This window comes from Chromobacterium sp. LK1, from assembly GCF_001043555.1.
Classification (GTDB): domain Bacteria; phylum Pseudomonadota; class Gammaproteobacteria; order Burkholderiales; family Chromobacteriaceae; genus Chromobacterium; species Chromobacterium aquaticum.
On sequence record NZ_LDUI01000018.1, the window covers coordinates 321591 to 347657 of the forward strand.

General features: G+C 60.9%; 26 protein-coding genes and 1 tRNA gene. 22 read left to right on the top strand and 5 right to left on the bottom strand.

Features of this window, described 5'->3' with window-relative positions:
- Positions 1-4 precede the first annotated feature (4 nt).
- The 6 genes from VI26_RS10050 to arcC all read left to right on the top strand — a co-directional run bounded on the left by VI26_RS10050 (position 5) and on the right by arcC (position 6898).
- On the top strand, positions 5-1033 hold the full coding sequence (locus VI26_RS10050; RefSeq protein ID WP_048409585.1) for a CDP-6-deoxy-delta-3,4-glucoseen reductase: 1029 nt from the start codon (positions 5-7) through the stop codon (positions 1031-1033).
- 250 nt (positions 1034-1283) lie between these two features.
- Positions 1284-1412 (top strand): DUF3149 domain-containing protein, encoded by a 129-nt coding sequence (locus tag VI26_RS23845; RefSeq protein ID WP_019103856.1) that lies wholly within the window; start codon positions 1284-1286, stop codon positions 1410-1412.
- Between the two features lie 507 nt (positions 1413-1919).
- Positions 1920-3359 (top strand): arginine-ornithine antiporter, encoded by a 1440-nt coding sequence (gene arcD / locus VI26_RS10055; protein WP_048409586.1) that lies wholly within the window; start codon positions 1920-1922, stop codon positions 3357-3359.
- A gap of 84 nt (positions 3360-3443) precedes the next feature.
- Complete coding sequence (locus VI26_RS10060) at positions 3444-4676, top strand: arginine deiminase (protein WP_048409587.1); 1233 nt, start codon at positions 3444-3446, stop codon at positions 4674-4676.
- A 133-nt stretch (positions 4677-4809) separates the two neighbouring features.
- Positions 4810-5820 (top strand): ornithine carbamoyltransferase, encoded by a 1011-nt coding sequence (locus VI26_RS10065; RefSeq protein WP_048409588.1) that lies wholly within the window; start codon positions 4810-4812, stop codon positions 5818-5820.
- A 133-nt stretch (positions 5821-5953) separates the two neighbouring features.
- Positions 5954-6898 (top strand): carbamate kinase, encoded by a 945-nt coding sequence (gene arcC / locus VI26_RS10070; RefSeq protein ID WP_019103860.1) that lies wholly within the window; start codon positions 5954-5956, stop codon positions 6896-6898.
- A 56-nt stretch (positions 6899-6954) separates the two neighbouring features.
- On the opposite strand, the gene VI26_RS10075 is transcribed toward arcC, so the two are convergent.
- Complete coding sequence (locus VI26_RS10075; protein ID WP_053074356.1) at positions 6955-7992, bottom strand: patatin-like phospholipase family protein; 1038 nt, start codon at positions 7990-7992, stop codon at positions 6955-6957.
- A gap of 326 nt (positions 7993-8318) precedes the next feature.
- Between VI26_RS10075 and VI26_RS10080 the strand changes: the two genes are divergently transcribed.
- The 4 genes from VI26_RS10080 to VI26_RS10095 are packed head-to-tail and all read left to right on the top strand — an operon-like array spanning position 8319 to position 10895.
- Complete coding sequence (locus VI26_RS10080) at positions 8319-8657, top strand: PadR family transcriptional regulator (RefSeq protein WP_048409590.1); 339 nt, start codon at positions 8319-8321, stop codon at positions 8655-8657.
- Positions 8658-8659: 2 nt separating this feature from the next.
- Complete coding sequence (locus VI26_RS23240; protein WP_053074349.1) at positions 8660-9748, top strand: DUF1700 domain-containing protein; 1089 nt, start codon at positions 8660-8662, stop codon at positions 9746-9748.
- 34 nt (positions 9749-9782) lie between these two features.
- Positions 9783-10076, top strand: coding sequence for a hypothetical protein (locus VI26_RS10090; RefSeq protein ID WP_156183827.1), 294 nt, complete (start codon positions 9783-9785; stop codon positions 10074-10076).
- Positions 10077-10133: 57 nt separating this feature from the next.
- Positions 10134-10895, top strand: a complete 762-nt coding sequence (locus VI26_RS10095) for a hypothetical protein (protein ID WP_048409592.1) — start codon at positions 10134-10136, stop codon at positions 10893-10895.
- Between the two features lie 65 nt (positions 10896-10960).
- Here VI26_RS10095 and VI26_RS10100 read toward each other — a convergent pair whose 3' ends face one another.
- Positions 10961-11509, bottom strand: coding sequence for an adenine phosphoribosyltransferase (locus tag VI26_RS10100; RefSeq protein ID WP_019103866.1), 549 nt, complete (start codon positions 11507-11509; stop codon positions 10961-10963).
- Between the two features lie 103 nt (positions 11510-11612).
- The gene (locus tag VI26_RS10105; protein WP_048409593.1) at positions 11613-12911 is read right to left on the bottom strand and encodes an NCS2 family permease; all 1299 of its coding nucleotides are present in this window, start codon (positions 12909-12911) and stop codon (positions 11613-11615) included.
- Between VI26_RS10105 and VI26_RS24500 the strand changes: the two genes are divergently transcribed.
- From VI26_RS24500 to VI26_RS10160, 12 genes are all read left to right on the top strand, one after another.
- Positions 12910-13080 carry a hypothetical protein gene (locus tag VI26_RS24500; RefSeq protein WP_156183828.1) on the top strand — a complete coding sequence of 57 codons (171 nt, stop codon included), beginning with the start codon at positions 12910-12912 and terminating at the stop codon, positions 13078-13080. The two genes, VI26_RS10105 and VI26_RS24500, sit on opposite strands and share 2 nt — an antisense overlap.
- The gene (gene gmk / locus VI26_RS10110) at positions 13077-13703 is read left to right on the top strand and encodes a guanylate kinase (RefSeq protein WP_048409594.1); all 627 of its coding nucleotides are present in this window, start codon (positions 13077-13079) and stop codon (positions 13701-13703) included. Before VI26_RS24500 ends, gmk begins: the two co-directional genes overlap by 4 nt.
- 137 nt (positions 13704-13840) lie before the next feature.
- The gene (gene rpoZ, locus VI26_RS10115) at positions 13841-14047 is read left to right on the top strand and encodes a DNA-directed RNA polymerase subunit omega (protein ID WP_019103869.1); all 207 of its coding nucleotides are present in this window, start codon (positions 13841-13843) and stop codon (positions 14045-14047) included.
- A 20-nt stretch (positions 14048-14067) separates the two neighbouring features.
- Complete coding sequence (locus VI26_RS10120; protein ID WP_048409595.1) at positions 14068-16224, top strand: bifunctional (p)ppGpp synthetase/guanosine-3',5'-bis(diphosphate) 3'-pyrophosphohydrolase; 2157 nt, start codon at positions 14068-14070, stop codon at positions 16222-16224.
- Between the two features lie 3 nt (positions 16225-16227).
- Positions 16228-16431 carry a sulfur carrier protein ThiS gene (gene thiS, locus VI26_RS10125; RefSeq protein ID WP_048409596.1) on the top strand — a complete coding sequence of 68 codons (204 nt, stop codon included), beginning with the start codon at positions 16228-16230 and terminating at the stop codon, positions 16429-16431.
- A gap of 25 nt (positions 16432-16456) precedes the next feature.
- Positions 16457-17251 (top strand): thiazole synthase, encoded by a 795-nt coding sequence (locus tag VI26_RS10130; RefSeq protein ID WP_048409597.1) that lies wholly within the window; start codon positions 16457-16459, stop codon positions 17249-17251.
- A 129-nt stretch (positions 17252-17380) separates the two neighbouring features.
- On the top strand, positions 17381-17593 hold the full coding sequence (gene rpsU, locus VI26_RS10135) for a 30S ribosomal protein S21 (RefSeq protein WP_039756346.1): 213 nt from the start codon (positions 17381-17383) through the stop codon (positions 17591-17593).
- Between the two features lie 188 nt (positions 17594-17781).
- Positions 17782-18228, top strand: a complete 447-nt coding sequence (locus VI26_RS10140) for a GatB/YqeY domain-containing protein (RefSeq protein WP_048409598.1) — start codon at positions 17782-17784, stop codon at positions 18226-18228.
- 43 nt (positions 18229-18271) lie between these two features.
- A complete protein-coding gene (gene dnaG, locus VI26_RS10145) occupies positions 18272-20056 on the top strand; it encodes a DNA primase (RefSeq protein ID WP_048409599.1) in 1785 nt (594 codons plus the stop codon).
- Between the two features lie 166 nt (positions 20057-20222).
- Positions 20223-22154, top strand: coding sequence for an RNA polymerase sigma factor RpoD (rpoD, locus tag VI26_RS10150; RefSeq protein WP_048409600.1), 1932 nt, complete (start codon positions 20223-20225; stop codon positions 22152-22154).
- Between the two features lie 110 nt (positions 22155-22264).
- Positions 22265-22343, top strand: a tRNA-Ile gene (locus VI26_RS10155).
- 312 nt (positions 22344-22655) lie between these two features.
- Positions 22656-23336, top strand: coding sequence for a GntR family transcriptional regulator (locus VI26_RS10160; RefSeq protein ID WP_197081432.1), 681 nt, complete (start codon positions 22656-22658; stop codon positions 23334-23336).
- A 109-nt stretch (positions 23337-23445) separates the two neighbouring features.
- On the opposite strand, the gene tyrS is transcribed toward VI26_RS10160, so the two are convergent.
- Both tyrS and VI26_RS10170 read right to left on the bottom strand, forming a co-directional pair.
- Positions 23446-24720: a tyrosine--tRNA ligase gene (gene tyrS, locus VI26_RS10165; RefSeq protein ID WP_048409601.1), complete on the bottom strand. Its 1275-nt coding sequence runs from the start codon at positions 24718-24720 to the stop codon at positions 23446-23448.
- Positions 24721-24792: 72 nt separating this feature from the next.
- A complete protein-coding gene (locus VI26_RS10170; RefSeq protein WP_048409602.1) occupies positions 24793-26022 on the bottom strand; it encodes an aromatic amino acid transport family protein in 1230 nt (409 codons plus the stop codon).
- Between the last annotated feature and the right edge of the window lie 45 nt (positions 26023-26067).

Consider the following 26067-nt stretch of genomic DNA (forward strand, 5'->3'; position numbering starts at 1 on the left):
ATAGATGACAGCGCAGGTGAAAGTGCTCCCCAGTGGGCACACATTTGGCGTCGAGCCGCATGAAACTGTATTGGAGGCGGCGCTGCGCCAGGGCGTGGGCCTGCCCTACGGCTGCCGTGACGGCGCCTGCGGCGCTTGCAAGGGTAAAGTGCTGGAAGGCGAAGTGAGCCAGGACGGTTACCAGGAAAAAGCCTTGACCGAGGCCGAGCGCGCTCAAGGCATGGCGCTGTTCTGTTGTTCCCGGCCGCAGGGCGACATCACCATCGAGGCGCGCGAAGTGGCCGGCGCCGGCGATATCCAGATCAAGACCCTGCCGTGCCGCGTCGAGAAGATAGAGAAGATCCACGACGTGGCGGTGCTCAAGCTCAAGCTGCCGGTGTCGGAGCGCCTGCAGTTCAAGGCGGGTCAATACATCGACATCCTGATGAAGGATGGCAAGAAGCGTAGCTTCTCCATCGCCAATGCGCCGCACGACGACGCGTTTCTGGAACTGCATATCCGTCACCAGCCCGGTGGTTCCTTCTCCGATTATGTGTTCAGCCAGATGAAGGAGCGCGAGATCATGCGCTTCAAGGGACCGCTGGGTTCCTTCTTCCTGCGCGAGGATTCCGACAAGCCCATCATCTTCGTTGCCAGCGGCACCGGTTTCGCGCCGGTCAAAGGCATTATCGAACACGCGATCCACAGCGGCATCCAACGCGAGATGGTGTTCTACTGGGGCGCGCGCGCCAAGGCCGACCTTTATATGGCCGAACTGGCCGGTGGCTGGCAGGCACAGAACCCCAACATCACCTTCATCCCGGTGCTGTCCGACGCGCTGCCTGGCGACGAGTGGGCGGGCCGCGTCGGCTTTGTTCACCAGGCGGTGCTGGAAGACTTCGCCGATCTGTCCGGTTACCAGGTCTATGCCTGCGGCGCGCCGGTCATGGTGGAGGCGGCGCATGGCAGCTTCACCCGCGAGTGTGGCTTGCCGGAAGATGAGTTCTTCTCCGACGCCTTCTTCCTGTCCAAGGACATGAGCGGCAGCAAGTAAGGGAATGACAGCGGACGTTTTTTTATGTGCCGGCGTCGCGAACTGTATTGCTGAATTTAAAACTGTAATGATCTAAATTACTGATTTTTCAGAAAAGAGCCCTTGGCGATAGCCAAGGGCTTTGTTATTTGTCTTGCATCAAATTTCCGAATAATGCCGTTTGATTTGGGTCAATGGATTCCAGGCAGGACTGGCTAAGATGAGGGTCAAGAAACCTACATGGGGCATGGCCCCGGATTAAGGAGTAGCGATGGAACTTCTGACTCTGCTTCTCTCCGACGACGTCGGTATTTTGAGCCTGGTGACCATTGTGGTGACCACGCTGGTGGTGTTGGGCGCTTTGGTGGCGATTTTCAAGAATGTGAAAAAGCCGGAATAGGGCGTCCACCTGGACAGTCTTTAATCAATCCTCTTGATGTGTGTGTTGGTGGATGCGGTGGTGGGCCGCATCCACTTTTTTTTGCTCCGTCGCTCAGCATCCATGCTTTGCCTGCACTTGCCGCTTTTCTTGCCTTGTTCCAAATATCGGCTGGCTGCTGGCTGATTCCCCCTCCGACACCAAGCGTGCTTTTTCCGTTTTGATGATTCCATTGCCGGCTGATATTGCGTTTTATTTATAAGAAAAATTAAATTCATAGTTAATTAACTATTTTGTGCACAGCAACATGGATTGCCCTGCCATTTGGGAGCAGGGCTTTTATAAAGCTTTTGTTCTATTGTCCGTATGGGGCGGATGCGATGTAACAGCGCTATTTGACGCAGGTCAAACGGATGTTCGACTGTTCTGGCGATGACTAAATCCGGGGTATACCATTGTCTCAGATGATAAGAATTTAATTATATAACAACAGATTTGCAGGTTAATGTACTCTCACGGAGAACGAAAATGTCTACGGAAACTGAAACCCAAGGCGGCGGCGCTCCCAAGCTCAAGCTTGGCGCGCTGACCGCTCTGGTGGTGGGCTCCATGATCGGCGGCGGTATCTTCTCATTGCCGCAGAACATGGCCGCGGGCGCCGGAGCCGGCGCCATCCTGATCGGTTGGGTCATCACCTTCTTCGGGATGCTGACCCTGGCATTCGCCTTCCAGATGTTGGCCAATCGCAAGCCGGAAGTGGAAGGCGGCGTGTATGGCTACGCCAAGGCGGGCTTCGGTAACTACATGGGCTTCAACTCGGCCTGGGGTTACTGGATTTCGGCCTGGATCGGCAATGTGTCCTACTTTGTGGTGATGTTCTCGGCGCTGGCCTTCTGGTTCCCGGTGTTCGGCGAGGGCAATACCACCACCGCCATCGTCTGCGCGTCCATCCTGTTGTGGGCCTTGCACTTCCTGGTGCTGCGTGGCGTGCATGGCGCGGCCTTCATCAACACCATTACCACCGTGGCCAAGCTGGTGCCGCTGGCGCTGTTCATCCTGCTGGTCATTTTCGCCTTCAAGGTGGAGACCTTTAATCTGGACTTCTGGGGTTCGGCCAAACTCGGCTCGGTCGTTGATCAGGTCAAGAGCACCATGCTGGTGACGGTGTGGGTGTTCATCGGCATCGAAGGCGCGTCGATGTTCTCCAGCCGTGCGGAAAACATGAAAGAAGTGGGCAAGGCCACCGTGATCGGCTTCCTGCTGACCATCGCCCTGCTGGTTGCGGTATCGGTGCTGTCGCTGGGCGTGATGTCCCAGACTGAATTGGCCGCGCTGAAGAACCCGTCCACCGCTTATGTGCTGGAAAAAGCCATCGGTCCCTGGGGCGCCAACCTGATGAACGCGGGTCTGGTGATTTCGGTGGGCGGCGCGCTGCTGGCCTGGACGCTGCTGGCTTCCGAAGCGCCCTACCTGGCGGGCAAGGACGGCGTGATGCCCAAAGTGTTCGGCACCACCAATGCCAATGGCTCCCCGGCCGCCTCGCTGTGGCTGACCAACGGCCTGATCCAACTGTTCCTGATCATCACGCTGTTCAGCTCCGCGGGCTACCTGGCGCTGCTGTCGCTGGCCACCTCGATGATTCTGATTCCCTACCTGTTGTGCGCCGGTTACGCCTTGCTGGTGGCCAAGCGTGGTGAAGGCTACGCCCAGGGCGAGTCCAGCGGCAAAGAGTTCAGTATCGCCGCCATCGCCTCGGTCTACGGCATCTGGCTGATCTACGCCGCCGGCCTGAAGTATCTGTTCCTGTCCATGGTGCTGTACGCCCCGGGCCTGCTGTTCTACCTGTGGGCTCGCAAGGAACGCGGCGAGAAAGCATTCACCGGCGCCGAAGCGGTACTGGCGGCACTGATAGTAGTGGCGGGCTTGTTCGCCGCCTATGAACTGGCTACCGGAGCGCTGACGCTCTAAGCCGGAACCCTGTAGCAGATTACCGGAGGCGCGCGAGATCCACGGGCCTCCACCAGCTCCCCCAATATCATTAAGGAGTTTGTCATGACCAAGTTTGGTGTTCATTCCGAGTGCGGCAAGTTGCGAACTGTGATGGTGTGCCGTCCTGGCCTGGCGCATAAGCGCCTGACCCCGGACAACTGCCACGGCCTGTTGTTCGATGACGTGATCTGGGTGGAACGCGCACAAAAAGACCATGCTTACATGGTCGAGCAAATGCGCTCCCGCGGCATCGAAGTGGTGGAAGTGCATGAGGCGCTGGCCAAGGTATTGGATGACAAGGCTTCCCGCGCCTGGATCCTGGATCGCAAGGTCAAGGCCGACAACGTAGGTATCGGCATGCTGCACGATCTGCGCAGCTGGCTGGATGAAATGCCGTCTTCGCAACTGGCCGAGCACATGGTGGGCGGTATCGCCAAGTTCGAATTGCCATTCGACCCGAAAGGCCTGTTCGGCGGCTATCTGGACCAGTCCGAGTTCGTGCTGCCGCCGGTGCCGAACAGCCTGTTCCAGCGCGACCCGTCTTGCTGGATCTATGAAGGCGTGACGCTGAACCCGATGTACTGGCCGGCTCGTCGTCAGGAAACCCTGATCCTGCAATCCATCTACAAATTCCATCCGATGTTCGCCGGCAAGGTGAAAGTATGGTGGGGCGACTGCGACCAGGAACACGGCCCGGCCACGCTGGAAGGCGGCGACGTGATGCCTATCGGCAACGGCGTGGTGCTGATCGGCATGGGCGAACGCACCAGCCCGCAGGCCGTGGTGCAAGTGGCCAAGCGCGTGCTGGGCAAGGAAGGCGGCGCCACTCGCGTGATCGCTTGCCAGATGCCTAAGTCCCGCGCGGCGATGCACCTGGACACCGTGTTCAGCTTCCTCGACATCGACCTGCTGTCGCTGTTCCCGGACGTGGTGGACGACATCACTTGCACCAGCATGTACGCCGGTGATCGTGAAGGTGAAATCCGTTTCGAACGCCACGAAGGCGTGCACCTGGTGGAAGTAGTGCGCCAGGCGCTGGGTCTCAAGGAAATCCGCGTGATCCAGACTGGCGGCGACGCCTACCAGCGCGAACGCGAGCAGTGGGACGACGGCAACAACGTGGTGGCGCTGGATCGCCGCGTGGTGGTGGCTTATGACCGCAACACCTACACCAACCGCCTGATGCGCGAGCATGGCGTGGAGGTGATCGAGATTCCGGCTTCCGAGCTGGGCCGCGGCCGCGGCGGCGGTCACTGCATGACCTGCCCGATCACTCGCGACGAAGTGAAACTGTAATTCAGCTGTAGTGTCCCGGCCGCGGGCGCGGCCGGGAGGAAAACCCAAGATTCATGTGCAAAAAGACAGGTTGACCGCCGGTTTCCCCGGAAACGACGGCCGGCTTGCCCAGACTCTAATCAGGAGCAATATCATGGCTTTCAATCTGCGCAACCGTAACTTCCTCCGCATGCTGGACTTCACCCCGCGCGAAATCCGCTACATGCTCGACCTGGCCCGCGACCTGAAGCGCGCCAAGTACACCGGCACCGAACAGCAGCACCTGAAGGGCAAGAACATCGCCCTGATCTTTGAAAAAACCTCTACCCGCACCCGTTGCGCGTTTGAAGTGGCCTGCTACGACCAGGGCGCCAACGTGACTTACCTTGGGCCGTCCGGTTCGCAAATCGGCATCAAGGAATCGATGAAGGACACCGCCCGCGTGTTGGGCCGCATGTACGACGCGATCGAATACCGCGGCTTCGACCAGCACATGGTGGAAACCGAGCTGGCCAAGTTCGCCGGCGTGCCGGTATACAACGGCCTGACCGATGAATGGCACCCGACCCAGATGCTGGCCGACGTGCTGACCATGTGGGAAAACAGCGACAAGCCCATCTCCCAGATCAGCTACACCTACCTGGGCGACGCCCGCAACAATATGGGCAACTCCCTGCTGGTGATCGGCGCCAAGCTGGGCATGGACGTGCGCATCGGCGCGCCCAAGCACCTGTGGCCGACCGACGAACTGGTTGCTCAGTGCCGTGAAATCGCCGCCAAGACCGGCGCGCGCATCACCTTGACCGAAGATGCCAAGGCCGCGGTCAAGGGCACCGACTTCATCCACACGGACGTATGGGTGTCCATGGGCGAGCCGGCCGAAGTCTGGGCCGAACGCATCAAGCTGCTGAAGCCTTACCAAGTGAACGCCGCGCTGATGGCCGCCGCCGAAAACCTGCAAGTGAAGTTCATGCACTGCCTGCCGGCCTACCACAACAGCGAAACCAAGGTGGGCAAGGAAATCGCCGCGCAATACCCGGACCTGGCCAACGGCATCGAAGTGACCGAGGATGTATTCGAGTCCGAAGCTTGCATCGCCTTCGAGCAGGCCGAGAACCGCATGCACACCATCAAGGCCATCCTGGTGGCCACGCTGGGCGATTGATTCGGCCCTAGGCATCCCTAGCTGCACTTTTGCCGGCCAAGGCTTCCCTGACCGGGAACCTTGGCCGGTTTCACATCAAGAACGCGGCTCGCCGTTGCAAATGGCGGGCGCGGCAGTAAAAAAGGAACAGAATATGCGAGTCGTCGTAGCTCTGGGCGGCAATGCCCTGCAACGTCGCGGCGAGGCCATGACCGCCGACAACCAGCGCGCCAACGTCAAAGTGGCCGCCGAACAACTGGCCGGCGTGACCCGCTTGGGCCACAACCTGGTGATGTGCCACGGCAACGGGCCGCAAGTGGGCCTGCTGGGCCTGCAGAACGATGCCTACGCCCGCCACGTGGACGAAAAAGTGACGCCCTATCCGCTGGACGTGCTGGGCGCGCAGACCGAAGGCATGATCGGTTACATGGTCGAGCAGGAGCTCGGCAATGTGCTGCCGTTCGAAGTGCCGATCGCCACCATCCTGACCCAGACCGAAGTGGATGCTAAGGACCCTGCGTTCAAGAACCCGACCAAATTCGTCGGCCCGGTCTACAGCAAGGAAGAAGCCGACAAGCTGGCGGCGGAAAAAGGCTGGACCGTGAAGGCCGACGGCGAATACTTCCGTCGCGTGGTGCCCAGCCCGAAACCGAAGCGCATCTTCGAAATGCGCCCGATCAAATGGCTGATCGAAAAAGGCGTGGTCGTGATCGCGGCCGGCGGCGGCGGCATTCCCACCATGTACGAGGGCGACAAGCTGGTGGGCGTGGAAGCGGTGATCGACAAGGATCTGGCCTCGGCCTTGCTGGCGCGTGAAATCGACGCTGATTACTTTGTGATCGCCACCGACGTGAAAAGCGTGTTCGTTGGCTGGGGCACGCCGGAAGCCAAGGCCATCAAGCAGGCGCATCCGGACGAAATGGACAAGCTGGGTTTCGCCGCCGGCTCGATGGGCCCGAAAGTGGAAGCCGCTTGCGAGTTCGCCCGCCTGACCGGCAAGAAAGCGGTGATCGGCGCGCTGGAAGACATCGAGAAGATCGTCAAGGGTGAGGCCGGCACGGTGATCTCCACCGAGAAGGCCGGCATCAGCTGGTACTGAATCGCGAGTGCTTAGCCAAGCGTCAAGGGCTGCCGTTAGGCAGCCCTTTTTTTATCTCAGCCCAGCAGCTTGGCGCGATGCAGGCGGATGAAGTCCTGCCCGGCCTGGTAGCCGATCTGGTATAGCTGGGACAGATTGGAGTAGGACCAGTCCAGTTCCTGCTGCTGGCGCTCGGGATCGATCAGCGCGTCGAACTGGATCTTCAATACCTCGGTGCGCGGCCGGCCGTGCTCGTCCTTGTTGTGCAGCGCTTCGAACAACTTCAGGTCGTCGCGCGCGATTTCGGTCAGCGGGGTGATGATGGACTGTACCCAGGCATCGTAGAGATTGCGCGGCGGGTGCAGCAAGCGATCGCTGCCCAGCACGTCGAACACCAGGGTGTAGTCGATGTGGTGATGATCGCGGAACAGTTGCTTGAAGTTCAGCGTGTCGATGGCGGCGCCCTCGATGTAATCGCCGTCGTCCAGGCGGTATGGCGGGTAGATGAAGGGGAAGGACAGCGCGGCCAGGAAGTGTTCGTGGCTGATCTCGCTCTTGTCCCAGCAGCGCATCTCGCCGTGGCTGATATTGTAGGCGTTCAGATAGAACTGCGGCGCAATCTGGCGCAGGCGTTCAAAATCCACCACTTGTTCGATGAAGGGCACATGCGCGCACAGCCCCTGGCTGGACGGCGTCAGATCGCTGGGGCACAGCGTGGCCAGCAGCAGCGAAGTCCAGTCGGCCAGCAGCCGTTGCCATGGTCCCTGGTCGGCCTGTTGCTGAATGCTCTGCAGCAGCGGATTCTGGCTCTGCCAGCTGCGCCACAACTCGGCGGCGGGGCCCGGCTTGTTGAACACCTTGTAGTTGACCGGCAGCAGTTGGTAGATGGGGTCGGACACGCCCAGATCGGACAAGCGGCGCAAATTGTCCAGCGGCGTGCCCTTGCGCGGCGCCGCGTACAAGAGGCCGACGATGGCGCCGGCGCCGGAGGCGGAGATGATGTCGAATTCGACGCCAGCCTCGGTCAGCGCCACCAGCGCGCCGGCCATCAGGGTTGCATTTGGGGCGCCACCGCCCAATACCAGCGCGATGCTGGGCTTGTTTGCTATTGCCATGAAGATCCCCGTGGTGAGTCGCCGCTGCTGCGCCATGCGTTGACGATGCGTTCGCGACGCAGTTTCATGTCATTGCCATGCTTGAATTATGGATGCTGGCCGGCATTCCGCAATGCAATATGGCATGGGATGTGATGGAAACTATTGTTGCAAGAAAGATGCACTACTCAACTGTTTGTCATTGAGCAATGAAAGATACCTTGCGCTGCAAGGTAGTGGTTCGTATAGTGCAATCACTAGCAGATTGATGCCTTGGTCCGATTAGCTATCGTGTAATGCAAGATAGTGACGGGTAGCCGGACCGGGCGGTTTCAAGGAAGGACGAAATGAAAACCCAGTTGAAGAAGGGGACTCTGGACATGTGCGTATTGGCGGTTTTGGCCCAGTCCGACAGCTATGCCTACGAACTGGTCAGCAAATTGTCGCAAACGATGGAAATCAGCGAAGGCACGATCTATCCGCTGATGCGCCGGCTGCAGAATGAATCCTGGGTCAGCACCTATCTGGTCGAGTCGGCATCCGGACCATCGCGCAAGTACTACACGCTGAGCGAGACGGGCAGACGGGAACTTGAAGTGATGCGGGGCGAGTGGCGGGAATTCGTCAATGAAGTGAACAGCGTATTGAGTCGTCTGCCGGTGGCAGACCAGTCGGGAGAACAATAATCATGAACCGCAAGACATTCTTGAGCCAGCTGGAACAGGCGCTGGCGGGCATGCCGGCCGAGGAAATCGGCGAAATCCTCGCCGACTACCAAGAGTATTTCCATGACGCGCTGGAGGCTGGTCGCGAAGAGGACGAAGTGGTGGCCGCGCTGGGCAGCCCGCAGAAACTGGCCAAGGAGTTGAAGGCGCAGGCGCGTTACCGTCAATGGGAGAACCATCGCTCCATCGGCAACCTGATGCGGGTGGTCGCGGCGGTGGCAGGCTTGGGGGTGTTGAACTTCTTCCTGGCGCTGCCCTTCATGCTCTATCTGCTATGCCTGTCCATCGGCTACATGGTGTCCGGCAGCTTGCTGATCGCTGGCGTGGTGGTGGTGGCGGCCTGGGGCGGCAACACCTTGTTTGGCTGGCCGGAGCTGGAGCCCAGCTTGTCGCCCAAGGGTGGCGACTTTGAGTTGCAAGTGCGTCCGGCCGGCGAACTGGTGCATGGCGTCACCTTGAGACAGGGCCGGGTGGTGCTGAACCTGGACCCGGATGAGAGCGCCAGCCTGCGCACCCGCGCCGGCGATCCGGTTGCCGTCAGCTACGACGACGGCGAACTGAGAGTGGATGCCAGCGCTCCGGCGGCGCGGCGCTTGATCCAGCAGGAGGGCGAGCACGCGGTCAGCGTGGAGCGCGCGGAACTGAAATCGCTGGTGCTGGTGTCGGGTGACGGCGATCGCATGGAGTTGGTGCAGGGCGGTGACGGGGAGTCGCTGCGTTGGCGGATGATTTCGGCGGAGGCTGCCACCAGCATGGGGGAGGCCAGCAAGCCGACCAATCTGGTGCTGCGCGATGGCGACAGCTCGCTGGTGATCCGCGACAACCGGCTGTCGTTGAACGATGGCGACGGGCATTTCGAGATCGACGGCATCCCGGGCTTGTCCCTGCGGAGTTCAGCGGCGGTAAGCGGCTTCATCCTGTTGGTGATAGGCGCGCTGGGGCTGATGTTCTGCCTGTGGCTGACGCGGCTGACCTGGCGTGGCCTGGTGAATTATGTGCGCTATCAAATGGACTTGGTGGCAGGTAAAGGGGTGGGCGGTAACGTGGTTTGACTCGCTGGATCTGAACGGAATTTGGGAGAGAAACATGAAACACGATGCATGCATTCAACAGTTGCAACTGACCATGGTGCGCTTGCCGGAAGCGGAGCTGCGCAAGATCCTGGATGAATACCGCGACTACATCCGCGATGCGGTGGCGGACCCACGCAATGAGGGCCGGCTGATCGCCGCATTGGCGGATTCCCGGCAGTTGGCGGTTGCGGCCTTTGCCCGGCGGCGTCTGCTGCGCGCCCAGTGCGCGCGCCTGGCTCGCCACGCGCTGGGTGGGATGGCCGCCGCCTGCGGCGTAGTGGCGATGTATTGGCTGTTTCTGCAATGATGGACAAGCGCCGCCGGTTCTGCCGGCGGCTTCGACACTAAAAAAAGGAGATGCGTGATGAAGAGGGAAACGATGCTGGCGCTGGCGGGCCTGTTGTGGACCGGAGCGGCGCTGGCCGCCGAGGGGACGATAGACAAGCTGGTGATCAAGGGTGACGCGGCGGTGCTGAAGCTGAGCACGGATGCGCAGAAGCCCTACCGGCTGGACCTGAACAAGAGCGGCTGGGACGAGGGCAAGTGCAGCGCCCAGGCACGGCAGGAGGGCGGCGTGGTCACCATCACGGTCAAGCTCAATGACAAGCTGCTGGGTAAGAGTTGCCGCTTGGAAATCGCCGGTAATCTAAAGCCGGGCAAGCTGCTGGAAGTCAGCCTTAACGCGGTCAAGGGTTCGATCAACGGCGAATACAAGGCGGTCAGCGTGGACAGCCAGGCGCTGGAGTTGGAGCTGGCCGGCAAGGCCGGTAATCTGACTTTGGCCGGCAGCGCGATCAAGGCGCAGGCCAAGGGCGCTTACGACAAGCTGGTGTTGAAGGGGCAGGCGTTGAAACTGGGCTTTGAAGGCCGCAGCCGCGAACTCAGCCTGGACGGCCAGGCGGTGAAGGCGGAGTTGAAACTGACCGATCCCAAGCCCAGCGGCACCTTGGCGCTGGACGCGACCTCGGGCTCCTTGAAGCTGTCGTTGCCGAAATCCGCCAGCCTGCAATACGAGGTGCGCGGCACCGCGTCGGCGGTGGACAGCAAGCTGCCCAGCACCGCGGGCGCGCCGCTCAAACTGAACGCGCGCGGCCAGGCCTTGAAGGTAGAGGTGGTGGCCGACTGAGGCAGGCTGGGATCAAAGCGAAACGGAGCCCTGAGGCTCCGTTTTCACATGGCGCTAGCGGATGCTTAGTAAGCGCAGACGGTGAACAGCTCCAGGCCGCCATCGCGCACCAGCTTGCCGCCGCCTAGCTCCGGCAACTCAATGATGGCGGCCGCTTCCAACACATCGGCGCCCATGCGCTTGAGCAGCTTGTAGCCGGCCATCATGGTGCCGCCGGTGGCGACCAGATCGTCGATCAGGATCACGCGGTCGCCGGGCTTGCAGGCGTCGGTGTGCATTTCCACCGCGGCATTGCCGTATTCCAGCTCGTATTCCTCTTCCACCGTGGTGAAGGGCAGCTTGCCGCGCTTGCGGATCGGCACGAAACCGACGTTCAGCTCATAGGCCAGCACCGAGCCGATGATGAAGCCGCGCGCGTCCAGGCCCGCCACCAGGTCCACCTTCTCCATCATGTAGCGGTGCACATAGATGTCGATCAGCATGCGGAAGGTTTTGGGGTTCTGCAGCAGCGGGGTGATGTCGCGGAACATCACGCCTTGTTGCGGCCAGTTGGGCACAGTGCGAATCCAGCCCTTCAGATAGCTGGAGTAGTCGAGATTGCTAAGGTTTTCCATGGCCTAATTGTACTTCGAAATGAAGAGAGTCGCGGCGCGGCCCGCAAGAAAAAGCCCGCCGCGCGGCGCGGCAGGCTTGGGGTCCGCATCAATTATTGATGTTTCAGTGGAAGAAAGCCAGCTTGAATACCCACAGCGCGGCAATGATCAGCACCGGCGGCTTGAGGTCGGCGAAGCGGCCGGCTAGGATCTTGATCACCGCGTAGCTGATGAAGCCGAAGGCGATGCCGTCGGCGATGGAGAAAGTGAACGGCATCGCCAGCGCGGTCATCACCGCCGGCGCGGACTCGGTCAGATCGCTCCAGTCGATCTCGGCCAGGCCGCGCGCCATCAGCACCGCCACATAGCACAGAGCCGGAGCGGTGGCGTAGGCGGGCACGGTGGCTGCCAGCGGCGACAGCCACAGCGAAGCCAGGAACAGCAGCGCCACCACCATGGCGGTCAGGCCGGTGCGGCCGCCGACGGCGGTGCCGGCGGCGGACTCCACATAGGCGGTGGTGGACGAAGTGCCCATCACCGCGCCGGCGGTGATGGCGACCGAGTCGGCCAGCAGCGCGCGCTTCAGGCGCGGCAGCTTGCCATCCTTGTCCAGCAGGCCGGCGCGATGCGATACGCCGACCAGGGTGCCGGTGGTGTCGAACAGGTCAACGAAGAAGAAGACAAAGATCACGCCGATCAGGCCGGCTTGCAGCGCGCCGGCGATGTCCATCTGCATGAAGGTCGGCGCCATGCTGGGCACCGGCGCCACCACGCCCTTGAACGGAGACAGGCCCATGGCGATGGACAGCACCGTCACCACCAGGATGCCGATGATGATGGAGCCCGGCACCTTGCGGTATTCCAGCGCCACGATCAGGAAGAAACCCAGGATGGCCAGCAGGGTGGTGGGCTTGTGGATGTCGCCCAGGGTCAGATAGGTTTCCGGATGCGGCGCGATCACGCCGGCGTTCTTCAGCGCGATGATGGCTAGGAACATGCCGACGCCGGCTGAGATGGCGAATTTCAGCGACTGCGGGATCGCGTTGACGATGGCCTCGCGCACGCGGAACAGGCTGACCGCCAGGAACACGATGCCGGAGATGAAGACCGCGCCCAGCGCGGTTTCCCACGACAGCCCCATGCCCTTGACCACGCTGAAGGTGAAGTAGGCGTTCAGGCCCATGCCTGGTGCCAGCGCGATCGGGTAATTGGCCACCAGGCCCATGATGGCGGTGCCCAGCGCGGCCGCCAGACAGGTGGCGACGAAGACCGCGTTCAGGTCCATGCCGGTGCTGGACAGGATCAAGGGATTGACCAGGATGATGTAGGCCATGGTCAGGAAGGTGGTAAAGCCGGCGATGACTTCCGTCTTCACCGTGGTGCCGTTTTCTTTCAGCTTGAAGAAGCTGTCAAGGAATTGCATGGCGAAACGCGCTCCAGGGGCGATAGGGATAGAAAAAACGTGCCATTTTATTCAGCCTGAAGAGATTTACCTAAATCTTGACGTGAAAATAACTTGGCGATTAACAGCGGATGGCGGCTTGTGGTATTCTGGAGAATTACTCATTTGGCAGGAAAACACCTTCTCATGAGCCAGCCAACCGGTAATATCTTTATCGTGGTCGCTCCGTCCGGCGCGGGGAAAACCTCGCTGGTGGCGGCGCTGCTAGCCGCCGAGCCTACGGTGGAACTGTCCATTTCCTATAGCACGCGCCCGCCGCGCACGGGAGAGGTGGACGGCAAGCATTATCACTTCGTCGATCAGGCGGTCTTCAAGTCCATGATAGACCGTGGCGATTTCCTCGAGCACGCCGAAGTCTACGGCAACTACTATGGCACCAGCGCGCCGTGGATACGCAGCCGCCTGGACGTGGGGCAGGACATTCTGCTGGAGATAGACTGGCAGGGCGCCGAGCAGGTGCGCAAGACCTTCCCGGACGCGATCGGCATCTTCATCGCGCCGCCGTCGATCGAAGAACTGGAGCGCCGTCTGCGCGGCCGCGCCACCGACAGCGAGGAAGTGATCCGTCGCCGGCTGGCTTCCGCCCGCGCCGAGATCGACAAGATCGCCGAGTACGACTACATCGTGGTCAATGACGATTTCGAACGTGCCCGGCTCGACTTGATCAGCATCGTGCGCGCCAACCGCCTGCGCAGCGCCATTCAGTGCCGCAAGCTGGCGACCATGCTGGCGCGCATGGGGCAGGGCGGCTGAACGCTAGTTCGCCCCCGACCTGTGCCGCTGTTGGTGAGTCGGCTAAAATTTAGATATAGTGATCCCTCTGGGCGTTGCTGCGGCCGCGAGCATGGCGACCGACAACGCCCTTGGCAACTTGATTGGAAAGAAAACACATGGCCCGTATTACTGTTGACGATTGCCTGGACCGCATCCAGAACCGTTTCGACCTGACCCTGGCCGCCGCCTACCGCGCGCGCCAGGTTGCTTCCGGCGCCAGCCCCTTCGTTGAAGCCGGCCGCCACAAGCCCACCGTCGTCGCGCTGCGTGAAATCGCCGCCGGCCACGTCGGCAAGGAAGTTCTGAGCCGCGGCAAAGCCTGATAGCAAGTGGGTGGTGGGTTATGGCAACCGGCATTGAGGATGAAATCGACTACGACGCCCTGATCGACAGCGAAGCGCAAGCGTTCTTCGAGTCGGTCGCGCGTTATCTCAAGCCGGAAGACGTCCAGCTGTTGCGGCAGGCTTTCGAGGTCAGCCGCGCCGCCCATGAAGGGCAGACCCGCAAGAGCGGCGAGCCCTACATCACCCATCCGCTGGCGGTGGCCGGCATGCTGGCCGAGTGGCGGCTGGACGTGCAGGGTCTCGCCGCCGCCTTGCTGCACGATGTGCTGGAAGACACCGGCGTCACCAAGCCGACGCTGATCGAGAAGTTCGGCAAGATCATCGCCGATCTCGTCGACGGCTTGTCCAAGCTGGAGCGGCTGGAGTACCAGACCAAGGAAACCGCGCAAGCGGAAAGCTTCCGCAAGATGGTGCTGGCGATGGCGCGCGACATCCGCGTCATCATCGTCAAGCTGGCCGACCGGTTGCACAATATGCGCACGCTGGACTCCATGCGCGAGGACAAGCGCCGCCGCATCGCGCTGGAAACCCTGGAAATCTACGCGCCGATCGCCAACCGCATCGGCCTGAACAAGGTTTACCGCGAGCTGCAGGACCTGGCGTTCAAGCACTTGCATCCGCATCGCTATGGCGTGCTGTCCAAGGCGGTGCGCGCCGCGCGCGGCAACCGCCGCGAGGTGGTGACCAAGATTTTGCAATCGGTCAGCCAGAAGCTGGTGCAGAGCAATATCGAAGCCACCATCAAGGGGCGGGAAAAGAACCTCTACAGCATCTACAAGAAAATGCAGGAGAAACACCTGTCGTTTTCCGAGGTGCTGGACATCTATGGCTTCCGCGTCGTCGTCAACGACATTCCCGGCTGCTATCTGGCGCTGGGCGCGTTGCACAGCCTGTACAAGCCGATTCCCGGCAAATTCAAGGATTACATCGCCATTCCCAAGGGCAATGGCTACCAGAGCCTGCACACCACCTTGTTCGGCCCCTATGGCACGCCGGTGGAAATGCAGATCCGCACCCGCGAGATGAACAGCGTCGCCGAGGCCGGCGTCGCCTCGCACTGGATGTACAAGAGCGGCGACGGCGTCAATACCGCGCAGCAGCGCACCCATCAGTGGCTGCAGAAAATCCTGGACATGCAGGAGGAGAGCGACGATCCGGTCGAGTTCCTCGAGCACATCAAGATCGATCTATTCCCGGACGAGGTCTATGTGTTCACGCCCAAGGGCAAGATCATGGTGATGCCGCAAGGCGCCACTCCGGTGGACTTCGCCTACGCGGTGCATACCGATGTCGGCCACCGCTGCATCGCCGCCCGCGTCAACCACGCGCTGGTGCCGCTGCGCACCGTGCTGCGCAATGGCGACACCGTGGAAATCATCACCTCCACCCAGGCCAAGCCCAATCCGTCCTGGCTGACCTTCGTGCAAAGCGGTCGCGCCCGCTCCGGCATCCGCAATTATCTGAAGAGCCTGCAGCAGGAAGAGGCGGTGGGTCTGGGCGAGAAACTGCTGAAGCAGGCGATAGGCGCGCTGGCGGTGACGCCGCTGGCCTTGAGCGATGAGTTGTGGGTGGAGTATCTGGCCGCCTTCGGCGAGAAGCTGGCTTCGCACAAGGAAGTGCTGGCCGACATCGGCGCCGGCAAGCTGATGCCCATCGTGGTGGCGCGACGCTTGCTGGAACTGGCCGGCGAACGCTTGGGCGAGGAAGTGAAAGTGGGGCCGGTGACCATACGCGGCAACGAGGGCGGCATGGTGCAGCTGTCGCCGTGTTGCAATCCGCTGCCGGGCGACGACATCCTCGGGGTGATCACCAAGGGCCAGGGTCTGGTCATCCACCGCAAGGGCTGCCCGAACGCGCGGCGCGCCGATCACGACAAGCTGCTGGACGTCAACTGGGAGGCGCAGCGCGACCGCATGTTCGGCGTCACCGTCGGCGTGTTGTCCCGCAACGAGCGCGGCGCGCTGGCCGATATCGCCACCGCGATCTCCCAGGCCTCGGCCAATATCGAAAGCGCGGACACCCAGGACAGCAGCCGCGATGGCGACGGCTTGTTCAATATCCACTTCCGCTTGCAAGTGGAAGGCGTTGAACATCTGGAGCGGGTGCTGGGCGCGATCAGGCTGCTGCCGGTGGTGCAGCGCGTGCAACGGAGATAAGACATGCTGACACTCAGGATCAACGGCGAGAGCCGGCAGTTGGACGCGGTGGCCTGCGTGGCCGACCTAGTGGTGGCGTTGGGCCTGAGCGGCAAGCGCGTGGCGCTGGAAAAGAATGGCGAGATCGTGCCGCGCAGCCAATACCCGCAAGTGGGGCTGGCGGACGGCGACGAGCTCGAAATCGTAGTGGCCGTCGGCGGAGGCTGAGCGGCAAGCTGACAGAGGTGCAGAAGTGGCGGATCAACTGATCATCGCAGGCAAGGCCTATAATTCGCGTTTGCTGGTGGGTACCGGCAAATACCGGGATTTCGCGGAAACCGCGCAAGCGCTGGATGCGTCCGGCACCGAAATCGTCACCGTCGCGATTCGCCGGGTCAACCTGGGGCAGAATGCCGGTGAGCCCAATTTGCTGGACTTTTTGCCGAAAAACCGGTATAACCTTCTCCCCAATACGGCGGGATGCTATTCCGCCGATGACGCCATTCGTACTTTGCGTCTGGCCAGAGAGCTTCTGGATGACCATCGTTTGGTCAAGCTGGAAGTGCTTGGCGACCCGAATACCTTGTTCCCCAACGTCAGGGAAACGCTGAAGGCCGCCGAAGTGCTGGTCGCCGAAGGCTTCGACGTGATGGTGTATACCTCGGATGATCCCATCATCGCCCGCGAGCTGGAGCAAATGGGCTGCTGCGCCATCATGCCGCTGGCCAGTCTGATCGGCTCTGGCATGGGTATTTTGAATCCGTGGAATTTGAAGTTGATTATCGAGCAGTCCAAGGTTCCCGTGCTGGTTGACGCTGGCGTTGGCACCGCGTCCGACGCGGCGATCGCCATGGAGTTGGGCTGCGATGGCGTGCTGATGAACACCGCGATTGCCGCCGCGCAACAACCGGTGTTGATGGCGCATGCCATGAAACAGGCTGTAGAAGCAGGCCGCTCGGCATATCTTGCCGGCCGGATGCCGAAACGTTTTTATAGTGCAGTACCTAGTTCTCCTAGTGAGGGGGTGATTTCTTCCGCCAAGCCGTGATGCGTAAAGCGCCACAGATTACTTGGTCGGAACGCTTCAGACTTTTCCAAACCGCGTAACGTTGTTAAAATGCTGTTTTTTATAGCTCCAGTCACGTCTGGACGCTAGGAACTAAGGATACTTGATTCAATGCCGAACATTCGTGTTAAAGAGAACGAGCCGTTTGAAGTTGCAATGCGCCGCTTCAAGCGCGCAGTGGAAAAAACCGGTCTGCTGACCGAACTGCGCGCCCGCGAGTTCTACGAAAAACCGACTGCCGAGCGCAAGCGCAAGCACGCTGCCGCGGTTAAGCGCCACTACAAGCGCATCCGCAGCCAGATGCTGCCGCCGAAACTCTACTAAGAGTTCCTCCGGTCAGTAAGCAGGACCGCAGGCCTAGCCTGCGGTTTTGCCATTTGTAGTTCCCCGTTTGCAGACTCTGACGGCATGGGTTTTGGATCAGTCCAAAATCAATGTCATCAGGGTTTGAATCTCTATCTGTGCGCACTTGCCGCCCGCGACGGGTGGCGGTCTTCTCCGGAAAGCTAGCAATGAGCCTCAAACAGCGAATCAGCGACGACATGAAATCTGCGATGAAAGCGCGGGAAAGCGATAAATTGGCGGCCATCCGCCTGTTGCTGGCCGCCCTCAAGCAGAAGGAAGTGGACGAGCGCGTGGAGCTGGACGATGTCGGCATCGTCGCCGTCATCGACAAGATGCTCAAGCAGCGCCGGGATTCGGTCAGCCAATACGAAGCGGCTCAGCGCCAGGATCTGGCGGACAAGGAAAAATTCGAGATGGACGTGCTGATGGCCTATATGCCGCAGCAATTGTCCGCCGATGAGATCGACGCGCTGGTGGCCAAGGCCATCGCCGACAGCGGCGCCGCCGGCATGCAGGATATGGGCAAGGTGATGGGCCTGTTGCGGCCGCAACTGGCCGGCCGCGCCGACATGGCGCTGGTATCCGCCCGCATCAAGGCCAAGCTGGCCGCCTGAGCCGGATTCGGGCCGCGCAGGCGGCCCGCCTTGGTGACGCTTTTTGATTCCTCAGGATTTCGTTGATCAGTTGTTGTCCCGCGTCGATATCATCGACGTGGTGGATCGTTACGTCCCCTTGAAGAAGGGCGGCCAGAACTATCTGGCCTGCTGCCCCTTCCACAAGGAAAAGTCGCCATCGTTCACGGTGAGCCAGTCCAAACAGTTCTATCACTGCTTTGGCTGCGGCGCGCATGGCTCGGCCATCGGCTTCGTGATGGAATATCAGGGGCTGGGTTTTGTCGATGCCGTCAAGCTGCTGGCCGAAGGCGTCGGCATGCAAGTGCCGGACAGCCGCGCCCACGCCAACCCGGAAGCCAGCCGCGCGGCGCGCGAGCGCAAGCTGTCGCTTGAGCAGATGATGCAGATGGCCGCAGGCTACTACAAGCAGCAGTTGAAATCCGCTCCCAACGCCATTTCCTATCTGAAAGGGCGGGGTTTGAGCGGAGAAGTGGCCGCCCGTTTCGGGCTGGGCTACGCGCCGGATGGCTGGCAGAGCCTGGAAGCGGTATTCCCCGACTATCAGGACGACAAGCTGATCGATACCGGCCTGGTCATCGTCAATGAGGAAAAGGGCCAGCGTTACGACCGCTTCCGCGATCGGGTGATGTTCCCGATTCGCAACCAGCGCGGCGCCATCATCGGCTTTGGCGGCCGAGTGATGGGCAAGGGCGAACCGAAATACCTGAACTCGCCGGAGACGCCGCTGTTCGAGAAGGGCCGCGAGCTGTATGGCTTGTACGAGGCACGCCAGGCGATACGGGATAAAAACCGCGTATTGGTGGTCGAAGGCTATATGGACGTGGTGGCGCTGGCGCAATTCGGCGTCGCTTACGCGGTCGCCACGCTGGGCACCGCCACCACCGGCGAGCACGCGCGCAAGCTGATGCGCCATGCGGACCAAGTCTATTTCTGCTTCGACGGCGACAAGGCCGGACAGAAGGCGGCGTGGCGGGCGCTGGAAAACAGCCTGCCACAATTGCAGGATGGCAAGGCCTTGAATTTCCTGTTCCTGCCGCAGGAACACGATCCGGACAGCTATATCCGCGAGTTTGGCGCGGAAGCGTTCGAAAAAGTATTGGAAGAACAGAGTCTGCCTCTGTCCGTTTACTTCACCCGCGAGCTGTGCCGCGAGGTGAACCTGACCACGCCGGAGGGCAAGGCCGACCTGATTCGCCAGGCCGCCCCCCTGCTGGCACAGATTGCCGCTCCGGCTCTCGGCTTCATCATCAAGAAAAGACTGGCGGAACTCGCCGGTGTGGATGTCGACGAATTCGACATGTTGACGACGGGCCAGAAGAAACCGGAGCGCAAGGGCAAGCGGGAATACCGTTTGCCGGAGGCATCGCATCGCCCACCTCAGGCGTCCATTGTGACGCGGCTGATCAAATGGCTGCTGCTGAACCCGGCTTGGGCCGGCGATGTGCGTTTGCCGGACAGCATGGCACTGTCCGATGAGCTTGCTTGTTTTGCCATGTTGGCCGAATGCGTGCAAGGGCACGACCAGCCGCCGAATACGGCGCAATTGATGGAAAGCCTGCGTGGCACTCCATATGAAGGGCTGGTGGATAGTGTTCTGCAGCAGGCCATGCAGGATCCGGACGAGTTTGCCGATCCCAGCGAGGAAGACAGACAGCAGTTTCAGGACGGCGCGGCCAAGCTCCTGAAAATGATGCGTCAAACTCAGGTGGAGCGGCTAAAACAAAAAGACCGGAACGAAGGCCTGACTCCGGAAGAAGTCAGATTGTTAGGGGAATTGCTGCGGGATTTGCTGGCGCCGAATGTTTGACGACGTCGCCTTACCGCGGCAGACCGCTTGGCGGCCGGGCATGCCCGGCGCGCCGACAAGCGATGCAGCGGCTTTTTGAAAGCGCCCCGCAGGGCTACACAAACAGCATTGCTTGCTTGTGTTATTATCAACTGTTTTTTTCGGCTTATTTCAAGCAGGAAGCGAAATGGCGGCCTCTCCCGAAAATCAAAAAGATGTGCAGGAAAACGAAACCGAAGTGATGAGCCTGGAAGAGCAGCGTAAACGCCTGCGCCAGCTGATCGCCTTGGGCAAGGAGCGTGGGTATCTGACCTACGCGGAAATCAACGACCACCTGCCGGAAGATGTGTCCGACGCAGAGCAGATCGAAAACATCGTCACGATGATTGCCGGTCTGGGCATCCAGGTTTACGACGAAGCGCCGGATGCCGACACGCTGCTGATGTCCGACTCCACCCCGCCGGTGGCCGACGAAGACGCCGTGGAAGAAGCCGAAGCGGCGCTGTCCTCGGTGGATTCCGAGTTCGGTCGCACCACGGACCCGGTGCGCATGTATATGCGCGAGATGGGTTCGGTGGAACTGCTGACCCGCGAAGGCGAGATCGAAATCGCCAAGCGCATCGAAGATGGCCTGAAATACATGATTCAGGCGATCTCGGCTTGTCCGGGCACCATCGCCGAAGTGCTGGAGCTGGTGGAACGCGTCAGCCGCGACGAGGTGCGCGTCGACGAGGTCGTCGACGGCTTCATCGACCTGAACGCGCCTACCGAAGCGGACGCGGCCTATGCCGAGCCGGTGGACGAGGATGAGCTGCTCGACGCCGAGGAAGAGGAAGAAGAGGAAGGCGAAGAGGAAGACGGCGAAGCCGGCGATGCTTCCGGCGTCAACCTGGAAGAACTGAAGCAGCAAGCGCTGGAACACTTCACCGGCGTGCGCATGCTGTTCGACAAGATGGTCAAGGTGCTGTCCAGCAAGGGTGCCCAGAGCAAGGAATACCTGGAGCTGCAGGACGCGATCACCACCGAGTTCATGCTGGTGCGCTTCTCCACCCGTCAGGTGGAAAGCCTGTGCGACTCGCTGCGCAGCCGCGTCAATGAAATCCGCACCTACGAACGCGACATTCAGGACATCTGCGTCAGCCGCGTGCGCATGGAGCGTGCCCACTTCATCAAGGTGTTCCCGGGCAACGAGACCAATACGGATTGGGTCGAAACCGAAATCAATTCGGGCAAGGCCTGGGCCGAGGCGTTGACTCGCTTCAAGTACGCGATCATTGAAAAGCAGACCAAGCTGTCCGAACTGCAGGACCGCGCGATGCTGCCGATCAAGGCGCTGAAGGAAATCAACCGCCAGATGTCGGCGGGCGAATCCAAGGCGCGCCGCGCCAAGAAAGAGATGATCGAGGCCAACCTGCGCCTGGTGATCTCGATTGCCAAGAAGTACACCAACCGCGGCCTGCAATTCCTCGATCTGATCCAGGAAGGCAATATCGGCCTGATGAAGGCGGTGGACAAGTTCGAATATCGTCGCGGCTACAAGTTCTCGACCTATGCCACCTGGTGGATTCGCCAGGCGATCACCCGCTCCATCGCGGACCAGGCGCGCACCATCCGCATTCCGGTGCACATGATCGAGACCATCAACAAGATGAACCGCATCAGCCGTCAGATTCTGCAGGAAACCGGCCACGAGCCGGATCCGGCCGAGTTGGCGGAAAAGATGGAAATGCCGGAAGAGAAGATTCGCAAGATCATGAAGATTTCCAAGGAGCCCATCTCCATGGAAACGCCGATCGGCGATGACGACGATTCCCATCTGGGCGACTTCATCGAAGACCAGAACAACCTGGCGCCGTCCGATGCTGCGATGTATTCCAGCCTGAAGGACGCCACCAAGGAAGTGCTGGACACGTTGACGCCGCGCGAAGCCAAGGTGCTGCGCATGCGTTTCGGCATCGACATGAACACCGACCATACGCTGGAAGAGGTGGGCAAGCAGTTCGATGTGACGCGTGAGCGTATTCGTCAGATCGAAGCCAAGGCATTGCGCAAGCTGCGTCATCCCACCCGTTCGGAGCGCTTGCGCAGCTTCCTGGACAATGAGCCGGGCGGCCAGTGATCTGATTGCGACACCGGTCTAGGCTAATGGTCTGAACGGTATGAAAACCCCAAGCTGTCGGTATTCGGCGCTTGGGGTTTTGCTTTTGGGCTGTTATAATGCGCTGCTCTGGGCCTCTAGCTCATGCCTGGTTAGAGCAGCGGACTCATAATCCGTTGGTGCGGGGTTCGACTCCCCGGGGGCCCACCAGGATTCCCGCAAATCGTGCGGCGGCGCATGCCGCATGTAAAACAAAAAGCCGACGATTCGTCGGCTTTTTGTTTTTCGGAACCGTGCCGCAGCCGCGACTCCGCGTTTGCTTCGCCATCGAACAGCCCATCTCACTGAATTGATCTTCGCCTATTGATCTCCATGCCAAATGGACGTAGCTTTTAGCTATTCCCACGCCATACCGATGGCGAAAATCAATATACATGTAATTTTTAAGTTATCATCTAGCGTTTTGCGCATCGTCGCGCATTAGCATGTGGAAGAGACCGAATGCCCCGGAAGGAAAAAAAGGTGGCAAGCAGCAACGCCACATTGGCCGAAAAAGTGTTTCTGGAGTTGCGGCGCGATATTCTGCTGGGCGTGTATCGCCCGTCGCAGAAGCTATTGCTGCATGAACTCAAGACGCGTTACGACGCCGGCGGCTCGCCGATCAGGGAGGCGCTGCTGCGTTTGAGCTGGTCCAAATACGTGGTGATGGAGCCGCAGCGCGGTTTCTGGGTGGCGCCCATTTCCCGGCATGAGCTGCACGACATTCTGCTGGTGCGGCGGGCGCTGGCCGAAGAGGCGGTGAGGCGCTCGCTGGAGCAGGGCGACGAGGCCTGGGAACTGGAGGTGCTGGCCAGCTACCACCGTTTGAGCCGCATTGATCTGGACGACCCGGATGTGGATCTGCAGGCCTGGGCCGACCGCCACATGGCGTTTCACCTCGCCATCATCAGCGGCAGCCATTCATCGGTGATCCTGGATTTGATGGAGTCTTTGTACAACCGCCTGGAGCGCTACCGCCATATCTGGTTCGATCCGGCGCTGCCGGCTTCCAAGCGCTACAGCGACGAAGGCGAGCACACCGCCATCATGCAGGCGGTGCTGGCCAGGGATGCCGATTTGACGCTGCAATTGCTGGATCAGCATTATTCCCATGTGATGCGCGTGGTGGAAGGGCTGAGCGCGGAGACTTTCCCTTCCGGCTGATGCCGCGTCTCCCTATCTATTCAAACGCCAGCCGCGATCCGGCCGCCGCGCGGCGGCCGGATGCCATTCCAGCCTGGAGCCCGCGGCAGCGGATTTCAGGCTGGCTCGCTTACTCCCAAATCAACAGGCAATACTGCTTTTTACCGCGTCGCAACAGCGTATAGCGCTGATGGCGACGTTCGGCTTGTCCAAGGCTGGCTTCCAGCGCATCCACCTTGGCGCCGTTGACGCTGACCGCGCCGCTTTGCAGCAGGGTGCGGGCTTCGCTTTTGGACGCGGCCAGGCCGCTGGCCGCCAGCGCGTCGATCAGCGAGGTGGGCTGCAGCGGCAAGACCAGCCGTGGCACGCCGTCCTGGGCCAACTGGGCGAAGTCCTCGGCGCGGAGCTGTTCGACATCGTTGTCGAACAGGCTGAGCGTGATTCTCTGGGCGGCGGCCAGCGCGGCCTGGCCATGCACCAGCTCGGTCACCTGCTCGGCCAGGATGCGTTGTGCTCGCGGCTTGCCGCCGGAGGCGCGGTCTTCGGCCTCGATCACTTCGATTTCCTCGTTGGACAGGAAGGTGAAGTAACGCAGGAAGCGGTAGACGTCGGCGTCGGCCGCGCCCAGCCAGAACTGGTAGAAGGCGTAGGGCGAACATTTGCTCGGGTCCAGCCAGACCGCGTTGCCTTCGCTCTTGCCAAACTTGGTGCCGTCGCTATTGGTGATCAGCGGCATGGTCAGGCCGAATGCCTGCTGCTGGCTCACCCGTCTGACCAGGTCGATGCCGGCGGTGATATTGCCCCATTGATCGGAGCCGCCGATCTGCAGCTTGCAGCCGAAACGGCGGTTCAATTCCACGAAGTCATGCCCTTGCAGCAAGCTGTAGGCGAACTCGGTGAAAGAGATGCCCATGTCGTCGCGGTTGATGCGCTGCTGCACCGATTCTTTCTTGATCATGGCGTTGACCGAGAAGTGCTTGCCGACGTCACGCAGGAAATCCAGCACGTTCATGGCAGCGAACCAGTCGTGGTTATTCGCCATGCATGCGGCGTTGTCGCCTTCGAAGCTGAGGAAAGGCTCTACCTGGCGGCGGATTTTTTCCACCCAGCCGGCCACGACATCGGCGGTGTTGAGCTTGCGCTCGCTGGCCTTGAAGCTTGGGTCGCCTATCATGCCGGTGGCGCCGCCGACCAGGGCGATCGGACGGTGGCCGGCCATCTGGAAGCGCTTGAGCAGCAACAGCGGCACCAGGTGCCCAAGGTGCAGGCTGTCGGCCGTGGGATCGAAACCGCAGTACAGGGTGACCTTTTCCCGGGACAGCAGCGCGTCGAGCGCCGCCGCGTCGGTGACTTGCGAGATCAGGCCGCGTTGCTGCAGATCCCGGATCAGGGTCGATTGCTTCATATCGTTGTACCTCCATGATTGCGATGCGCGGCGTTTACGGCCGCGCATCCGGACGACGGCGCGGACGCGCCGTCAGAACACGGGCAGCAGCCCCTGCATCACCAAGAGCTGGAACAGAATGATGGCGATGCCGGCGCCGCCTATCGCCCAGTGCAGGGTGCCGCCGCCGCTGACTTGATAGCTGGGCTGGTAATCTTCCTGGCGGCGCAGCTTGATCAGCGCCAGCGCCGGGAACAGGATGGCCAGGATCACTAGGAAGATGGCCGCGGCGCCCAGCGCGGCGACGAAGCCGCTGGGGAAGAACAGCGCGAATCCCAGTGGCGGCAGATAGGTGATCAGCGCGGTCTGCAGGCGCTGGCGGGTGTCGTCGCTGCGTTTCAGCGTGCTGGCCATGGCGTCGAACAGGCCGAGCGATACGCAAAGATAGGACGTGAACAGCGCGATGGACGAGAAGGCGGACAGTAGTGAGGGGACCTGCGGCGTGGGCACCAGCGCGTGGAACTCGTCCAGGAACATGCCCACCGAGCCGTTATGCGAGGAAATGGCCTGGAAGCTGTGGCTGCCGTAGCGCGGCAGCGCGCCCAGGGTGTTGAACACCCACAGCAGATAGATGCCCATCGGGATCAGGCTGCCGGCGATGAACACATTGCGTAGCGTGCGCGGCTGGTCGCGGCCCAGGTATTTGACCATGCTGGGCACGCTGCCGTGGAAGCCGAAGGCGGTCAGAAACATCGGGATGGCGGCCAGCATGTATTTGGCCGAGTCCGAGCTTTCCGACAGATTGCCGGTATCGACATAGGGCTGGATCACGGTGCTGAGCGCGAGGAAGATCAGGACATTGAGGCTGAACAGCAGCCGGTTGACCTTGTCCACCGCATTGGTGCTGACGAAGACGATGCCGCCTATCAGCAGGGTGAAGGCCAGCGATACCAGGGCCGGGGACAGCGACAGGCCCAGGTACTGGTGCAGATTGGATTTATAGGTGGAGCCGCCGCCGGAAATGTAGGCGGAGGAGAGCGCGTAGAGCAGCAGCAGCAGGCTGGCGTTGATCAGATAGCTGCCCTTGGTGTCGAACAGCGCCTTGGCGATGGCGTCGAAACCGTAGCCTTCGGGGAAGGACAGACAGACCTCGAGCAGCATCAGCCCGGTATAGGTCATCAACATCCAGATCAGAAACAGGGTCAGGCAGGCATAGCCGAAACCCATGCCGGCGGAAACCAGCGGCAGCGCCAGCATGCCGGCGCCCAGCATGGTGCCGGAAATCAGCAAGGTGGCGCCTATGGCCTTGAAATTGACTTGCATGGGGAATCCTCAACCATCCTTGATGAAGAGAAGGATGCGTTCGTA

Bases quoted from the DNA above. Each gene is read 5' to 3' on its own strand.
- VI26_RS10050 (WP_048409585.1), top strand. From the start codon at position 5: ATGACAGCGCAGGTGAAAGTGCTCCCCAGTGGGCACACATTTGGCGTC.
- VI26_RS23845 (WP_019103856.1), top strand. From the start codon at position 1,284: ATGGAACTTCTGACTCTGCTTCTCTCCGACGACGTCGGTATTTTGAGC.
- arcD (WP_048409586.1), top strand. From the start codon at position 1,920: ATGTCTACGGAAACTGAAACCCAAGGCGGCGGCGCTCCCAAGCTCAAG.
- VI26_RS10060 (WP_048409587.1), top strand. From the start codon at position 3,444: ATGACCAAGTTTGGTGTTCATTCCGAGTGCGGCAAGTTGCGAACTGTG.
- VI26_RS10065 (WP_048409588.1), top strand. From the start codon at position 4,810: ATGGCTTTCAATCTGCGCAACCGTAACTTCCTCCGCATGCTGGACTTC.
- arcC (WP_019103860.1), top strand. From the start codon at position 5,954: ATGCGAGTCGTCGTAGCTCTGGGCGGCAATGCCCTGCAACGTCGCGGC.
- VI26_RS10075 (WP_053074356.1), bottom strand. From the start codon at position 7,992: ATGGCAATAGCAAACAAGCCCAGCATCGCGCTGGTATTGGGCGGTGGC.
- VI26_RS10080 (WP_048409590.1), top strand. From the start codon at position 8,319: ATGAAAACCCAGTTGAAGAAGGGGACTCTGGACATGTGCGTATTGGCG.
- VI26_RS23240 (WP_053074349.1), top strand. From the start codon at position 8,660: ATGAACCGCAAGACATTCTTGAGCCAGCTGGAACAGGCGCTGGCGGGC.
- VI26_RS10090 (WP_156183827.1), top strand. From the start codon at position 9,783: ATGAAACACGATGCATGCATTCAACAGTTGCAACTGACCATGGTGCGC.
- VI26_RS10095 (WP_048409592.1), top strand. From the start codon at position 10,134: ATGAAGAGGGAAACGATGCTGGCGCTGGCGGGCCTGTTGTGGACCGGA.
- VI26_RS10100 (WP_019103866.1), bottom strand. From the start codon at position 11,509: ATGGAAAACCTTAGCAATCTCGACTACTCCAGCTATCTGAAGGGCTGG.
- VI26_RS24500 (WP_156183828.1), top strand. From the start codon at position 12,910: ATGGCGAAACGCGCTCCAGGGGCGATAGGGATAGAAAAAACGTGCCAT.
- VI26_RS10105 (WP_048409593.1), bottom strand. From the start codon at position 12,911: ATGCAATTCCTTGACAGCTTCTTCAAGCTGAAAGAAAACGGCACCACG.
- gmk (WP_048409594.1), top strand. From the start codon at position 13,077: ATGAGCCAGCCAACCGGTAATATCTTTATCGTGGTCGCTCCGTCCGGC.
- rpoZ (WP_019103869.1), top strand. From the start codon at position 13,841: ATGGCCCGTATTACTGTTGACGATTGCCTGGACCGCATCCAGAACCGT.
- VI26_RS10120 (WP_048409595.1), top strand. From the start codon at position 14,068: ATGGCAACCGGCATTGAGGATGAAATCGACTACGACGCCCTGATCGAC.
- thiS (WP_048409596.1), top strand. From the start codon at position 16,228: ATGCTGACACTCAGGATCAACGGCGAGAGCCGGCAGTTGGACGCGGTG.
- rpsU (WP_039756346.1), top strand. From the start codon at position 17,381: ATGCCGAACATTCGTGTTAAAGAGAACGAGCCGTTTGAAGTTGCAATG.
- VI26_RS10140 (WP_048409598.1), top strand. From the start codon at position 17,782: ATGAGCCTCAAACAGCGAATCAGCGACGACATGAAATCTGCGATGAAA.
- rpoD (WP_048409600.1), top strand. From the start codon at position 20,223: ATGGCGGCCTCTCCCGAAAATCAAAAAGATGTGCAGGAAAACGAAACC.
- tyrS (WP_048409601.1), bottom strand. From the start codon at position 24,720: ATGAAGCAATCGACCCTGATCCGGGATCTGCAGCAACGCGGCCTGATC.
- VI26_RS10170 (WP_048409602.1), bottom strand. From the start codon at position 26,022: ATGCAAGTCAATTTCAAGGCCATAGGCGCCACCTTGCTGATTTCCGGC.